Source organism: Celeribacter persicus (genome assembly GCF_003050785.1).
Classification (GTDB): domain Bacteria; phylum Pseudomonadota; class Alphaproteobacteria; order Rhodobacterales; family Rhodobacteraceae; genus Celeribacter; species Celeribacter persicus.
The window spans coordinates 23,266-37,275 of sequence record NZ_QAOH01000012.1 but is presented as its reverse complement, the minus strand read 5'-3'; the positions used below and the strand labels follow the sequence as shown (position 1 = coordinate 37,275).

The window sequence follows — 14,010 nt, the reverse complement described above, 5'->3', positions numbered from 1 at the left end:
GAAAACGCAAGTTGTTCCAAAATATGTGCGGGGAGTGTTGTATCCGGTGTTCAGACATCCAGATGATAGGGCTGGATCAGTGTATCCGAAGGAATTTTCCATGCGGTATGAATCTTGCGGATCATATCGAGAGAAAGGCGTCTTTTTCGGGACATCACTTCGCTGGCGCGGGGGCGCGATCCAAGGACGCGGCCAAGCTCGGTGATGTTCTTGTGCGTTTCTTCCATGTAGAACTGAAGCGCCTCAACCGGGTCGGGTGCCTGAATGGAATGATGGCGATCTTCGTAGCTTTCGATCAGGTCGGTGAGGACATCGAAACGGTCTGCGTCCGGGGTTCCCGGCGCAGGCGGCGTCACGAAATAGGGCTCGATCTCAGCAAGCGCCCATGTCAGGTCTTCTTCGGTTCTGATTGGTCGAATGTTGTCCATCATACCTCTCCGGGGTCGATTGCATCGTATTCTTTATGCGTTCCGACGAATTTGATCAGCACGCGATAGTAGGGGCCGTAGGCGACATAGGCAACGATGCGATAATCATTGCCCTTGATGTTGAACACGATCCGATTGCCGACCTGATCTGCCGAGTTGAAACTCTTTTTGACATCGGCAAAATTTTCCCATTGTACGGACAGCACATGATCATGCCAGGCCCTCAACGGCTTTTCTGCACGCGGATATTTGGTCCAGAACTCGCGTAACGTGCGTTTCGACAGAACTCTCATGATTTTGTTTAGTTCCCAAAATGGGAAACGTCAAGAGTAATTCCCATGGTGGGAATTTTGCACTCGAAGCAAACACCCGATCCAGCAAGGACCGGGTGCTTTTTTCAGGACATCGTTGCGTTACAGGATCAAAACGACCCTGTGCCCATCACCCGGCTCGGGTCGGGGCCCTTTTCCATCTCGGCGAATTCCTCATAGGTGCGGTATTTGTCCCGAATACCGTTCTGCGCCAGTTCCAGAAGTTCGGCAGCTTCCTCGGGGCGGGTCTGGGTAAGCTGGCGGTAGCGCAGCTCGCCGTAAGCGTAGTCCTTGAACGGCAGCGTCGGGCGGGGGCTGTCGAGCATGAAGGGCGGTGTGCCGGTGCCATGCAGCGCCGGGTCGTAGCGCAGGAGCGGCCAATAACCGGATTTCACGGCCTTTTGCTGTTGGTTGAGACCTTTGCGCATGTCGATCCCGTGCGCGATGCAATGCGAATAGGCCAGAATGATCGAAGGACCGTCCCAAGCCTCGGCCTCCCGGAAGGCGCGGAGCGTCTGTTGCGGGTTCGCGCCCAAAGCGACCTGAGCCACGTAGACATTGCCGTAAGCGATGGCCTGAAGTGCCATGTCCTTGCGGTTGGTGCGTTTGCCGGCGGCGGCGAATTTGGCGATGGCGCCCAGAGGTGTTGCCTTGGAGGCCTGACCGCCGGTGTTGGAATAGACCTCCGTGTCCATCACGAGGATGTTGACGTTGCGCCCTGAGGCGAGGACGTGATCGAGCCCGCCATAGCCGATGTCATAGGCCCAGCCATCGCCACCGACGAGCCAGATGGCGCGTTTGACGAGATGGTCGGCGAGCGAGAGCAGGTGTTCGATATCCTCATTGCGGGGCAGGGCGAGAAGTTTGGTTTTAAGGAGGCCCACACGCTCACGCTGCGCCCGGATTTCGCTTTCACGGACCTGTGGCGCGGTGAGGATCGCATCGACAAGCTCCTGACCCACGTCGGGGGTGAGTTTGCGCAAAAGGTCCTGCGCCAGAGCGGTTTGCTTGTCGGCGGCAAGGCGGAAACCGAGACCGAATTCCGCGTTGTCCTCGAACAGCGAGTTGGCCCATGCGGGGCCGCGACCCTCTGCGTTTTTGGACCAGGGTGTCACCGGCAGGTTGCCGCCATAGATCGAGGAACAGCCGGTGGCATTGGCGACCATGAGGCGGTCGCCGAAGAGCTGGCTCAGGAGCTTGACATAAGGCGTCTCGCCACAGCCCGCACAGGCGCCAGGGAATTCGAACAGCGGTTCGAGGAACTGAACACCGCGCACATTGGCGAAATCGACGCGGGAGCGGTCATTGACCGGCAGGCTCTCGAAGAAGGCGATGTTTTCGCGCTCACGCTCCGGCAGGTCTTCCTTGAGGTGCAGGTTGATCGCCTTGCGGCTCGGGTCGTCCTCGGAGATCGCCGGGCAGGCCTCGACACAGAGGCCGCAGCCGGTGCAGTCTTCAAGGTAGAATTCGAGCGAGAATTCGGCGCCCGGGTAGCCGCGGGCGTTGACCGGGGCGTGCTTGAACCCTTCGGGCGCGCCCTCCAAAAGCTCCGCATCGAAATATTTCGCGCGGATGACGGAATGCGGGCAGACAAAGGAACACTGGCCGCACTGGATGCAATCCTCGGCAATCCAGACGGGGACCTCGTCAGCGACGTTACGTTTTTCCCATGCGGCAGTGCCCGACGGGAAGGTGCCATCGACGGGCAGGGCGGAGACGGGAATGTCGTCGCCGATGCCCTCCATCATCTTGGCGGTGACGTCGCGGACGAAAGAGGGTGCGTCGTGGGGGACGAGGGAGGGGCGCTCGATCACGCTGGTGGGGGTCGTGGGCACTTTGATTTCGTGCAGGCCTTTCAGCGCGCCATCGACGGCGGCAAAGTTCTTCTCGACCACCTCGCGGCCTTTTTTCGAATAGGTCTTCTCGATCGCGTGCTTGATTTTCTCGATGGCCTCATCGCGGGGGAGCACACCGGAGAGGGCGAAGAAACAGGTCTGAAGGATCGTATTGGTGCGCCCGCCAAGCCCCAGTTCGCGCGCGGCGGCAGTGGCGTCGATGACGTAGAATGTCAGCCCCTTGTCGATGATCGCCTGTTGCACGGAGCGCGGCAGGCGGTCCCATGTGGCCTCAGCGCCGTAAGGGGAATTCAAAAGGAAGGTCGCGCCGGGTTTGGCGAGTTTCAGCACGTCCATTTTCATCAGGAAATGGAACTGGTGACAGGCAACAAAGTTGGCGGACGAAATCAGATAGGGGGCCTCGATGGGCTCCGGGCCGAAACGCAGGTGGCTTTCGGTTACGGCGCCGGATTTGTGACTGTCGTAGACGAAATACCCTTGGGCGAAGTGGTCCGGTTCGGCGGCAATGATCTTGACCGAGTTCTTGTTCGCGCCGACCGTGCCGTCCGCACCGAGGCCGTAGAACACCGCGCGGACCACGTTGTCTCTCTCGATATCATAAGAGGTGTCGACCTTCAGAGAGGTGAAGGACACATCATCGTTGATGCCCACGGTAAAGTTGGTTTTCGGTTTGTCTTTCGACAGGTTGTCGAACACCGCCTTGACCTGTGTAGGGGTGAAATCCTTGGAACTGAGACCATAGCGCCCGCCGATCACGCGCGGCATGATGGCGCGGCTGCCGGTTGCGACGGCTTCCGCCAGCGCGGAGACTACGTCGAGATAGAGCGGTTCGCCCGTGGTGCCCGGCTCTTTCGAACGGTCGAGCACGGCGATTTTCTCCACCGTCTCGGGCAGGATGGAGAACAGGTGTTTCGCGGAGAACGGTCGGTAGAGCCGCACCGCGATCATGCCGATTTTCTCGCCTTTTGCCACCAGATCCTCAACGGTTGCCCGGATCACATCGGTGCCCGAGCCCATGGCAAAGACCACGCGGGTCGCATCCGGTGCGCCGGTGTAATCGAAAGGCCGGTATGTGCGCCCGGTCATCTGGCCCAGCTTCATCATCTCCTCTTCGACGATGTCGGGGACTGCGGCGTAGAACGGGTTGGCGGCTTCGCGCGACTGGAAGAACACGTCGGGGTTCTGGGCGGTGCCGCGGATGAACGGGTTTTCGGGGCTCAGTGCGCGTTTGCGATGGGCGCGCACCAGATCGTCGTCGATCATCGCCCGAATCTGGCTATCGGGGATGAGCGAGAGCGTGTTGACCTCATGGCTGGTGCGGAAACCGTCGAAGAAATGGATGAAGGGAATGCGGGCCTTGAGGGTCGATGCGTGCGCGATGAGCGCCATGTCATGGGCTTCCTGCACGGAAGAGGCGGCGAGCATGGCAAAGCCCGTGGAGCGCGCGGCCATCACGTCGGCATGATCGCCGAAGATCGACAGCGCATGGGTCGCGAGAGAGCGTGCCGCGACATGGAAGACGGTGGGGGTCAGTTCGCCGGCGATCTTGAACATATTGGGCAGCATGAGCATGAGGCCCTGCGAGGCGGTGAAGGTCGTGGTCAGCGCACCCGCTTGCAAAGATCCGTGCACCGTGCCTGCGGCACCGCCCTCGGATTGCATTTCCTGAATGACGGGAATGTCGCCCCAGATGTTTTTGACACCCTGCGCGGTCCAGTCATCGGCCAGTTCCGCCATCGGCGAGGAAGGGGTGATCGGGTAGATCGAGCAAACCTCATTCACCCGATACGCGACATGGGCCACGGCGGCGTTGCCATCCATTGTGGCCTGAACGGGGGCGTTTTCACGGTCAAGCATGGGAGACCTCCCCTTGAATGGTCGTCTCTGAAATCATTTCGAGCGCGTGGCAGGGACATTGATCGAAACAGGACTGGCAGCCGGTGCATTTTTCCGGGTCGATCTCGTAGCCCTTGCCTTTGCCCAATTTGACGATGGCGTCTTCCGGGCAGGCGGCGTAGCAGTTGTCGCATTCATAGCAGGAGCCGCAGGAGTAGCAGCGGGACGCCTCGTAGCGGGCTTCTTTCTCCGACAAGCCGCTCAGGACCTCATCGAAGCTGTGGCGTTTGCTGGTCGCCAGCGCGGCCTGCTCCTTCGGGTCCACATCGGAATAGACCGGCAGGTGCAGCATGTCGGCGGTGACCAGCGCGGGCGGCGCGGAGGCGACGTAAACCGTTCCCGCAAGCCATGCGTCGATGTGCCGGGCGGCCAGTTTGCCGTGGCCGGTGGCGATGGTGACGGATTGCTGGTCGGGGACCATGTCGCCACCCGCAAAGACGCCTTCGCATCCTGTCATGCGGTTCTCGCCGACTTCCACGGTGCCGTTCCAACTGAACTCCAGCCCCGGCATGGATTTGAGGAAGGAACTGTCGGTTTCCTGCCCCAAAGCCAGCACGACGGCATCGGCGGTCAGGGTTTCGAACTCGCCCGTCGGGTGCGCACGACCGTCTTCGCCGATTTCCATGCGCTCGACCTTCAATTCGTCGCCGTCGATCTCCTTGATCGTGGTGAGCCACTTGATTTTCACACCTTCGGCCATGGCCTCGTCGGCCTCGAATTCATGGGCGGGCATGTGCTGGCGGTCGCGGCGGTAGACGATCAGGGTCTCGGTGGCGCCGAGGCGTTTCGCGGTACGCGCCGCGTCCATCGCGGTGTTGCCGCCACCATAGACCACGACGCGACGCCCCAGAAGCGGGGCTTCGCCTTTCGATGTGTCGGACAACAGGTTTACGGCGTCGAGAATTTTGGGCGCTTCCTTCGCAGGGATATCGACATGCTTGCCCGCGCCCGCACCGATGGCGAGATAGACGGCGTCGAACCCGCCCGCCTGCTTTTCGACCATCAGGTCGGTGACCTTGTGGTTCAGGGTGATCCTGACGCCAAGTGCCTCGATCCGGGCCACATCCTGTGCCAGTTCCTCGCGCGGCATCCGGTAGGCGGGAATGCCGAAATGCATCATGCCGCCCGCGACCGGTCCGGCCTCGCGAATCTCGACCTCATGGCCCAGACGCGCGAGGTGGTAGGCACATGAAAGCCCCGAGGGACCTGCGCCCACCACCAGAACCTTTTTGCCCGACGGCGGGTTCACAGGTTTGAATTGCCAGCCCTGTTCATTGGCCATGTCGCCCAGAAAGCGTTCGACCGCGTGGATCGAGACGGCCTCGTCCACTTCGCCACGGTTACAGCCCCCCTCGCAGGGATGATAGCACACCCGACCATGCACGGCGGGCATTGGGTTTTGTGCCGTGAGGATTTCCCAGGCCGCGCGATAGTTTCCCGCCGTGGCTTCCGCCAGCCATTCGCGGATGTTTTCCCCAGCCGGGCAGGCCGCCGCGCAGGGCGGGGTAAGGGTCACATATTGCGGGATCTGGCTGCGGATCGGGCCGGTACCGGTGGTCTTGGTCTGATCTACCAGTGGCGTGAAATCGGCGCGCTTGGTGCCGGCTTTTTTCTCGGCGTTCTGGGTCATGGCTGGGCCTTCATAGTGTCTGGCGCTTGGCGTGATGTCGTATGTGCTGTTCGCGTCTTTTGGGGCACCATTACGGGGAAACGGGCGCGGAGCGTTGATATATATCAACCCTTGCATGAGTTGGCATCGCCCCGCAACTCTATGATTTTTGATCTCTTTTTTTTGAAACGAAATGTCGCATCGGATGTGCATCTTTTAGGCGCTGCGCATGAAACTTGCGTGACAGGGGGGGATTTCGACCGGTCTTTACTTTTGTGTTGGAAATAAATAAATGACTGGTCAGTTAGTTGTTGAGGGTGCGACTCGGAAAGGTACGATCATGTCGGATCGGGAACGCGATACGGGCGAAAACGCGCCGAAATTTCGCCGTCGCAAGGAGGCGCGGCCCGATGAGTTGCTCGACGCCGCTCTCGATCTCTTCACCGAGCAGGGCTTCGACCGCACCACGGTGGAACAGATTGCGCGACGGGCGGGCGTTTCGAAAGGTGCGCTCTATCTCTATTTCCCCTCGAAGGATGCGGTGATCGAGGCGCTGGTGGACCGCGCCGTCGGTCCCATCGTGGGCGAGGTCGTGACGCAGATCGAGGGCTACCGCGGCGATCCGCGTGTGCTTCTGAAACGCTTCGCGCCGCTTTTTGCCGCGCGCATGTCCGACCCGCGTATCGTCGCCGTGCCGAAACTCGTGGTGCGTGAAGCGGTGAGCCATCCGCAACTTGCACAGATGTACCGCGAGCGGGTGATCGGGCGGGCCGTGCCCGCGCTCACCGCGCTGTTCCGGCAGGGTAGCGAGGATGGGTATATCCGCCCTGTCGATCCGGACATGGCGGTGCGTTGTCTTCTGGGGCCGGTGCTCATGCACCTGCTGCTGGCCGATGTCTTCGGCATTCGGGTCGAGGGTGCGACACCCGGGGACATCGGCATTGCACGGCTCCTCGATGCGCATCTGAGCATTTTCTTCGCGGGGCTTGAACCCGCCCCCGAACAGGAGGCCCCTCATGGCTGATCTTCCGAGCTGGTTCGTCTCCGTCATTGCGGCGATTTATCCGGGCTTCAACCCGCCGCCCGCGCATGTCTATGACGGCTATATCGAGGGCGAATTCACCTATGCGGCCCCGGCGTCTGGCGGGCGGATCGAAAAGATCGGCGTGACGGAGGGCGATCGGGTCGGCAAGGGCGTGCTTTTGTTTTCTCTTGAGGGCGAACAATATGCGGCGGCCTTGCGCACGGCAGAGGCGCAGTTGGCGCAGGCGCAGGCGACGTTTGAGAACCTGTCGACCGGCTCGCGGGAGGCGGAGATCGCGGTGACGCGGGCCTCTTTGGATCAGGCGCGGGTGGCGGAGGATATTGCGAAAACCCGGCTGGAACGCGGTGAGGCCCTGCTCGCGAAAGGGGCGACGACGCAGGCAGGCGTGGACGATTTGCAGGCCGCGCTTGATGAGGCGCAGGCGGCGGTCGCGCAGCTTGAGGCGGAGTTGAAGGTCGCGGAGCTTCCGGCGCGCGATGCCGAACGGCGCGCAGCGGAGGCGGCGGTGGCCGCGGCGCAGGCGCAGGTCGATCTGGCGCGTTCCGACCTTGACGACCGGCAGGTGTTCGCCCCTGTGACCGGGCAGGTGGAGAAGGTGTTTTATGAGATCGGGGAAGTGGCGAGCGCGGGGTCGCCGGTGGTTTCGATCCTGCCGCCGGATCAGATGACGGCGCTGTTCTTTGTGCCGGAAGCGGAGCGCGCGGACCTCGCGATAGGGGGCGTGGTGGCGATTTCCTGCGAAGGGTGCCTCGACGATTTGAGCGCGAAGATCACGCGGCTGGCCTCCGATCCGCAATACACGCCCCCGATCCTCTACACGAGCGATCAGCGCGGGCGATTGGTCTATCGCGTCGAGGCGGAAGTGCTTGATCCGGAGGGTGTTCTGCCGGGGCAACCGGTAACTGTGGATGCGCGGGTGGCGGTGAAAGAATGACCCGCGAACTGGCCATATCGGTCACCGGGCTGACCAAGATTTTCGGCGACCGCAAGGTGGTCGACGGCTTCGATATGGAGGTCGCAAAGGGCACTATATACGGCTTTCTCGGCCCGAACGGTTCAGGGAAAACGACGACGATCCGCATGATGTGCGGGCTTCTGACGCCGGACGGGGGCGAGGGGCAATGCCTTGGCCTCGACATCATTCGCGACAGCCGCGAGATCAAGAAGCGCGTCGGTTACATGACCCAGAAGTTTTCGCTCTACGAGGACCTGACCATCGCCGAGAACCTCGATTTTGTGGCGCGGATGTTCGGGATGAAGAACCGCAAGGCGATTGTCGCCGAGGCGGTGCGCGATCTCGGGCTTGAGGGGCGGGCGGGGCAGCTTGCCGGGACGCTCTCGGGCGGCTGGAAACAGCGGCTCGCGCTGGCCGCTTGTATGATCCACAACCCCGATCTTTTGCTTCTCGATGAACCGACCGCCGGGGTGGACCCGAAGGCGCGGCGCGATTTCTGGGATGAAATCCGGCGACTGGCGGCAAAAGGCGTCACTGTGCTGGTTTCGACGCATTACATGGACGAGGCGGTGCAATGCGATCACATTGCTTATATCGCCTATGGCAAGAAGCTGATCGACGGGGCGGCGAATGCGATCCCGGGCCAGATCGGGTTGTCGACCTTTGTGGTCACGGGGCCGGAGTTGACCGCATTGGAAGACCGGCTGGAGGCCGAGGGAGCGGCGGGGCAGGTCATTCGATTCGGTGCGGAACTGCATGTCTCCGGTACGGATCGCGCGGCGCTTGTGGCATTGGCAGAACGTGAACGGGCGCGCGGCAGCCATGAATGGACGGAAAAACGCGCGGGGCTGGAAGAGGCCTTCATCTACCTTATGGCGGGTGCGAAGGACAATTTCGGCGCGGAGGTAGCAGGATGAGACGCAAACGCGCCCTCTTCTCCTTCGCGCGTTTTCTTGGCGTTCTGGTCAAGGAATTTATCCAGATGAAGCGCGACCGGGTGACCTTTGGCATGATGATCGGCATTCCGGTGATGCAGCTTCTGCTTTTCGGCTATGCCATCGACACCGACCCGCACAACCTGCCGACACTCATTGAGGTGGCGGATGAAAGCCCGGTGGTGCGTAGCCTGACGGCGGCGATGGACACGTCGGATTATTTCGATTTCATCGGCATCGTAACGTCCGAGGCGGAAGGCGTGGAGGCGCTGAAGGACGGGATGGCTTCGGTCATCCTGACCGTGCCACCAGCGTTCGAGCGCGACATGATCCGTGGGCTGGTGCCGGAGATTTTGCTGACCGTCGATGCCTCCGACCCGGTGGCCGCCTCCGGCGCAATCGGGGCGATGAGCGGCGTGGTGGAGACGGCCATGGCGCAGAGCCTGACGGGCGCACTGTCGGGATCGGCCAGCACGGATGCGCCCTTCGATCTGATCGTGCACCGGGCATTCAATGCCGAACAGGAGACCTCGACCAACATCGTGCCGGGGCTTCTGGCAATCATCCTGTCGATGACGATGATTCTGATCACCGCCGTGGCCATCGTGCGCGAGAGCGAGAAGGGCACGATGGAAAGCCTGATCGCCACGCCCGTGCTGGCCTCCGAGGTGATGCTGGGGAAAATCCTGCCCTACGTCTTCGTCGGCTATGTGCAGACCTTCGTCTTCCTGCTGGCGGCGCGCGCGCTGTTCGATGTGCCGTTTTCCGGCTCGTTTCTGGCGTTTTTCGCGGGGTTCAACCTTTATATCGTGGTCAATCTCGCCATCGGGTTTCTGGTCTCAACGCTGGCGCGGACCCAGATGCAGGCCATGCAACTGTCGTTTTTCACCATCCTGCCGACCGTGCTCCTGTCCGGTTTCATGTTCCCCTTCGCGGCGATGCCGGGCTGGGCACAGGCTTTGGGAACGGCGATTCCCGCCACGCATTTCCTGCGGCTGGTGCGCAAGGTGATGCTCAAGGGGGCGGGCTTGCCGGAGGTTGCGGGCAATATGGGAGCAATTGCGGTGATCCTGCTGATCGTGGTGGTGGTGGCCCTGCGGCGCTACCGTCAAACGCTTGATTGACCTTGGAAAATCCCAAAGGTCTGGAGCGGTCGGGTGTGGGGCCGTATTGTAGGTCACGGAAGTTTCATATTCCTATCAAAACAATCAGGATTGACTTGTCTGACTAAAGAAGTCAGTTACTTGGGGAGTGCGTGAAGACCACGCGGATTGGAACGACCTGTCCGTGCGCCAAAGTGGCGCGGGACGCCAAGATAGGGACAAGACCTGATGAAACGTATGATGACGGCCATGATCGCCGCCACCCTGCCTGCCACCGCCTTTGCCGGCGAAGCCGAAGTGGTGACCAACTATGCGGATATCGCCCATGCCGCCTATGAGGACAGCCTGATCAAAGCCAAGGAACTGGATGCCGCCATCGAAGCCTTCGTCGCGGCACCGTCCGAAGCAACGCTGGCTGCGGCCAAAGCCGTCTGGATCGAGGCGCGCGTGCCTTATCAGCAGACCGAGGTCTATCGTTTCGGCAATGCCATCGTGGACGATTGGGAGGGCAAGGTGAACGCTTGGCCGCTCGACGAAGGTCTGATCGACTATGTGGACGGTTCCTATGGTGGTGCGACCGATGAGAACCCGCTCGCCGTGCTGAACGTCATCGCCAATCCGACCTTCGAGATTTCCGGCGAGGAGATCGACGCGACCGAGATCACCCCGGAGCTTCTCTCCGAGACCCTGCATGAGGCGGACGAGGTCGAGGCCAACGTGTCCACCGGTTATCACGCCATCGAATTCCTGCTCTGGGGACAGGATCTGAACGGTACCGATCATGGTGCGGGCGAACGTCCCTACACCGATTACCTGACGGGCGACGATTGTACCGGCGGCAACTGTGAGCGTCGTGCGCAATATCTGACGGCGGCCTCCAAGCTTCTGGTTTCCGATCTGGAATGGATCACCGAACAATGGGCCGAAGGTGGCGAGGCCCGCGAAGCCGTGGTGTCCGATCCGGCGGCGGGGATCACCGCGATGCTGACCGGCATGGGCTCGCTGTCCTATGGCGAGCAGGCGGGCGAGCGCATGAAGCTCGGTCTCATGCTGAACGACCCGGAGGAAGAGCACGATTGCTTCTCCGACAACACTCACAACTCGCATTTCTACGACGGTATGGGCATCCACAATGTCTACACCGGGCAATATGTCCGTGTTGACGGCACGCTGGTGAAGGGCGAAAGCCTTGAAGACCTGCTGACCGCGAAAGACCCGGAACTGGCCGCTGACCTGACCGCTGCTGTGGATCATTCCATGGCTGAGCTGGGCCAGATCAAGGCCGCCGCCGAGGCTGGCTTCTCCTATGATCAGATGCTGGGTCGTGGCAACGCGGCAGGCGAAGAACTGATCATGACGGCGGTCGACGCGCTGGTCGCCCAGACCCGCCAGATCGAGCGTGCGGTGACGGTGCTGACCGCGGGCGAGATCGAGGTCGAAGGCTCCGACAGCCTCGACAACCCGGAAGCCGTCTTCCAGTAAATCTTGGCGGACAGGCTGTGAGGACGTTCCTTTCGGCCTGTCCATTGAGGCAGGGGGCATCCTGTCGAGCAGAACACCCAAATACGATAACCGGAGCCTGTCATGATCGTCTGTTCCTGCAATTCCATCTCGGATCGCGACATTCACGCCGCGATCGACTGGATGCGGGCGTCCGACCCGGAGACGATCATCACGCCCGGCAAAGTCTACCACGCTTTGGGAAAAAGACCTGATTGTGGGGGCTGTATGTCGCTTTTCCTTTCCACCATGCGTCAGAATGATAACCTTGTGGTGCCTGCCGAATTGCGCGGGCTCAAGGAACACCGCATGAAGAGAGGATAACCCCTATGAAAGGCGACGCGAAGGTCATTGAGTACCTGAACGCAGCACTCCGGTCGGAACTGACCGCGATTTCCCAATACTGGGTGCATTTCCGGCTCCAGGAGGACTGGGGGCTGGCGAAAATGGCGAAGAAGTCGCGCGAGGAGAGCATCGAAGAGATGAACCACGCCGACAAGCTGATCGAGCGCATCCTGTTCCTCGAAGGCCATCCCAACCTCCAGAAACTCGATCCCTTGCGGATCGGCGAAACCCCGAAAGAGACGATGGAAGCGGATCTGGCGGGCGAACACGATGCGCTCACACTCTATCGTGAGGCGCGCAGCTATTGCGAATCTGTCGGGGATACGGTCTCGAAGAACCTCTTCGAGGAGCTGATCACCGACGAGGAAGGCCATGTTGATTTTCTCGAAACCCAGCTCGACCTCTACACCCGTCTTGGCGAGCAAGGCTATGCGCTGCTTAACGCAGCACCTATGGACGAAGCCGAATAAGGCCGTTGTCACGCTGACCCTGTCCCTGATGGGGCAGGGTGTCTTGGCCGATCCTCTCCCGACAACCGATCCCCATTTGCCCGCCGTGCAGCGCACGCAGGCCGAGCGCGCGCGCGTGGCGGCGGTGACCGCGCCCGCGATGGATTTCTCCGCCCCCGAGGCTTTCGAGGCCAACCCGGGTGGATCGGGAACAGTGGCGGATACCGGGGACAACAAGGTCTTCACCCTGCCGCCCGCAAATCTGCCCTTCGACAGCAAACTTGATTTCGAACTGGGCAATGCGCTTTTCGCGAAGCTTTGGGTGTCAGCTCCCTCCTCGACAAAAGCTTCCGACGGGCTGGGGCCGCTTTACAATGCGCGCTCCTGTCAGCGCTGCCATGTGAATGACGGGCGCGGCCATCCGCCGGAACATGCCGAAGACGAGCGCACTTCGATGTTTCTGCGTCTCTCCGTGCCGGCGGGGGATGCACCGCTGAGCGCGCTTGAGACCTACCTGGCGCATCTCGACGGGGCGCAGGCGACGGAGCGTACGCGGCCCGTTCCGGGCTATGGGTGGCAGTTGCAAGACCTGTCTCTGGCGGGGTTCACGCCCGAGGGGCGGATGGAGATCGCCTATGAGGAAATCCCCGTCACGCTTTCGGGCGGCGAAACAATTTCTATGCGCAAGCCTTTGTATTCGATTTCAAATCCGGGATATGGGGCGTTACCGGACGATGTTCAGATTTCGCCGCGTGTGGCCAATCAGATGATCGGGCTGGGTCTGTTGGAAGCGATCCCGGCGGAAGACATTCTGGCCCTGGCCGATCCGGAGGACGCCGATGGCGACGGTATTTCCGGCCGTCCGAATCTCGTCTGGTCGCGACGCTATGAGCAGGTGATGCTGGGCCGCTTCGGCTGGAAGGCCGGGGAGCCGACGGTGGAGGAACAATCCGCCTCGGCCTTTCATGGTGACATCGGAATTTCCTCGCCGCTCTTCCCGCAGCCCTCGGGCGATTGCACGGCGGAGCAGGTGGATTGCCTGAATGCGCGGAACGGGGCGAATGATGCGCGGGGCGATGAGATCGACCAGACCGGCATGGACCTCGTGACCTTCTATGCGCGCAACCTCGCCGTGCCCGCGAGGCGCGACGTGGATGACCCCGAGGTGTTGCGGGGCAAGGCGCTGTTCCATGACACAGGGTGCGCGTCCTGCCATACCCCAAAGCACGTCACCGCACGGCTTGAGGGCGCGGAGAACGCGCCGCAATCGTTTCAGTTGATCTGGCCTTACACCGATCTGCTTTTGCATGACATGGGGGAGGGGCTGGCCGATAACCGCCCGGAGCACCGCGCCACCGGGCGCGAGTGGCGCACAGCACCTTTGTGGGGGATCGGTTTGACGGCGCGGGTTTCCGGGCATACCACCTATCTGCATGACGGACGGGCACGCAATCTTCTGGAAGCGGTGCTCTGGCACGGAGGCGAGGCGCAAAACGCCCGTGATGCCGTGACGGAGATGCCGCCCGAGGACCGTGCCGCCCTGATCCGTTTTCTCGAAAGTCTCTGAAGGAGCACACG

General features: G+C 61.4%; 12 protein-coding genes. 8 read left to right on the top strand and 4 right to left on the bottom strand.

From position 1 onward, the window contains the following. Positions 1-50 precede the first annotated feature (50 nt). The 4 genes from C8N42_RS14535 to C8N42_RS14520 form a co-directional block, all read right to left on the bottom strand. Positions 51-431: a helix-turn-helix domain-containing protein gene (locus tag C8N42_RS14535; protein WP_245890159.1), complete on the bottom strand. Its 381-nt coding sequence runs from the start codon at positions 429-431 to the stop codon at positions 51-53. Then, a complete protein-coding gene (locus tag C8N42_RS14530) occupies positions 428-721 on the bottom strand; it encodes a type II toxin-antitoxin system HigB family toxin (protein WP_107817303.1) in 294 nt (97 codons plus the stop codon). The genes C8N42_RS14535 and C8N42_RS14530 overlap by 4 nt, the downstream gene beginning before the upstream one ends. Positions 722-849: 128 nt before the next feature. Next, positions 850-4,452 (bottom strand): pyruvate:ferredoxin (flavodoxin) oxidoreductase, encoded by a 3,603-nt coding sequence (gene nifJ, locus C8N42_RS14525; RefSeq protein ID WP_107817302.1) that lies wholly within the window; start codon positions 4,450-4,452, stop codon positions 850-852. Next, positions 4,445-6,121, bottom strand: a complete 1,677-nt coding sequence (locus C8N42_RS14520; protein WP_107817301.1) for an NAD(P)-binding protein — start codon at positions 6,119-6,121, stop codon at positions 4,445-4,447. Before C8N42_RS14520 ends, nifJ begins: the two co-directional genes overlap by 8 nt. 319 nt (positions 6,122-6,440) lie before the next feature. Here C8N42_RS14520 and C8N42_RS14515 point away from each other — a divergent pair, with 319 nt between their 5' ends. The 8 genes from C8N42_RS14515 to C8N42_RS14480 all read left to right on the top strand — a co-directional run bounded on the left by C8N42_RS14515 (position 6,441) and on the right by C8N42_RS14480 (position 13,999). Next, positions 6,441-7,124, top strand: coding sequence for a TetR/AcrR family transcriptional regulator (locus tag C8N42_RS14515; RefSeq protein ID WP_107817300.1), 684 nt, complete (start codon positions 6,441-6,443; stop codon positions 7,122-7,124). Next, the gene (locus C8N42_RS14510; RefSeq protein WP_107817299.1) at positions 7,117-8,079 is read left to right on the top strand and encodes an HlyD family secretion protein; all 963 of its coding nucleotides are present in this window, start codon (positions 7,117-7,119) and stop codon (positions 8,077-8,079) included. The genes C8N42_RS14515 and C8N42_RS14510 overlap by 8 nt, the downstream gene beginning before the upstream one ends. After that, positions 8,076-9,017, top strand: coding sequence for an ABC transporter ATP-binding protein (locus C8N42_RS14505; protein WP_107817298.1), 942 nt, complete (start codon positions 8,076-8,078; stop codon positions 9,015-9,017). Before C8N42_RS14510 ends, C8N42_RS14505 begins: the two co-directional genes overlap by 4 nt. After that, positions 9,014-10,159, top strand: coding sequence for an ABC transporter permease (locus C8N42_RS14500; protein ID WP_107817297.1), 1,146 nt, complete (start codon positions 9,014-9,016; stop codon positions 10,157-10,159). Before C8N42_RS14505 ends, C8N42_RS14500 begins: the two co-directional genes overlap by 4 nt. 207 nt (positions 10,160-10,366) lie before the next feature. Then, positions 10,367-11,620 carry an imelysin family protein gene (locus tag C8N42_RS14495; protein ID WP_107817296.1) on the top strand — a complete coding sequence of 418 codons (1,254 nt, stop codon included), beginning with the start codon at positions 10,367-10,369 and terminating at the stop codon, positions 11,618-11,620. A 102-nt stretch (positions 11,621-11,722) separates the two neighbouring features. After that, entirely contained in the window at positions 11,723-11,962 is a 240-nt protein-coding gene (locus C8N42_RS14490; RefSeq protein WP_107817295.1) for a (2Fe-2S)-binding protein, read from the top strand. Positions 11,963-11,967: 5 nt separating this feature from the next. Continuing rightward, entirely contained in the window at positions 11,968-12,453 is a 486-nt protein-coding gene (gene bfr, locus C8N42_RS14485; protein ID WP_107817294.1) for a bacterioferritin, read from the top strand. A gap of 28 nt (positions 12,454-12,481) precedes the next feature. Beyond that, on the top strand, positions 12,482-13,999 hold the full coding sequence (locus C8N42_RS14480) for a di-heme oxidoreductase family protein (RefSeq protein WP_245890171.1): 1,518 nt from the start codon (positions 12,482-12,484) through the stop codon (positions 13,997-13,999). Positions 14,000-14,010 lie beyond the last annotated feature (11 nt).

Bases quoted from the DNA above. Each gene is read 5' to 3' on its own strand.
- C8N42_RS14535 (WP_245890159.1), bottom strand. From the start codon at position 431: ATGATGGACAACATTCGACCAATCAGAACCGAAGAAGACCTGACATGG.
- C8N42_RS14530 (WP_107817303.1), bottom strand. From the start codon at position 721: ATGAGAGTTCTGTCGAAACGCACGTTACGCGAGTTCTGGACCAAATAT.
- nifJ (WP_107817302.1), bottom strand. From the start codon at position 4,452: ATGCTTGACCGTGAAAACGCCCCCGTTCAGGCCACAATGGATGGCAAC.
- C8N42_RS14520 (WP_107817301.1), bottom strand. From the start codon at position 6,121: ATGACCCAGAACGCCGAGAAAAAAGCCGGCACCAAGCGCGCCGATTTC.
- C8N42_RS14515 (WP_107817300.1), top strand. From the start codon at position 6,441: ATGTCGGATCGGGAACGCGATACGGGCGAAAACGCGCCGAAATTTCGC.
- C8N42_RS14510 (WP_107817299.1), top strand. From the start codon at position 7,117: ATGGCTGATCTTCCGAGCTGGTTCGTCTCCGTCATTGCGGCGATTTAT.
- C8N42_RS14505 (WP_107817298.1), top strand. From the start codon at position 8,076: ATGACCCGCGAACTGGCCATATCGGTCACCGGGCTGACCAAGATTTTC.
- C8N42_RS14500 (WP_107817297.1), top strand. From the start codon at position 9,014: ATGAGACGCAAACGCGCCCTCTTCTCCTTCGCGCGTTTTCTTGGCGTT.
- C8N42_RS14495 (WP_107817296.1), top strand. From the start codon at position 10,367: ATGAAACGTATGATGACGGCCATGATCGCCGCCACCCTGCCTGCCACC.
- C8N42_RS14490 (WP_107817295.1), top strand. From the start codon at position 11,723: ATGATCGTCTGTTCCTGCAATTCCATCTCGGATCGCGACATTCACGCC.
- bfr (WP_107817294.1), top strand. From the start codon at position 11,968: ATGAAAGGCGACGCGAAGGTCATTGAGTACCTGAACGCAGCACTCCGG.
- C8N42_RS14480 (WP_245890171.1), top strand. From the start codon at position 12,482: ATGGGGCAGGGTGTCTTGGCCGATCCTCTCCCGACAACCGATCCCCAT.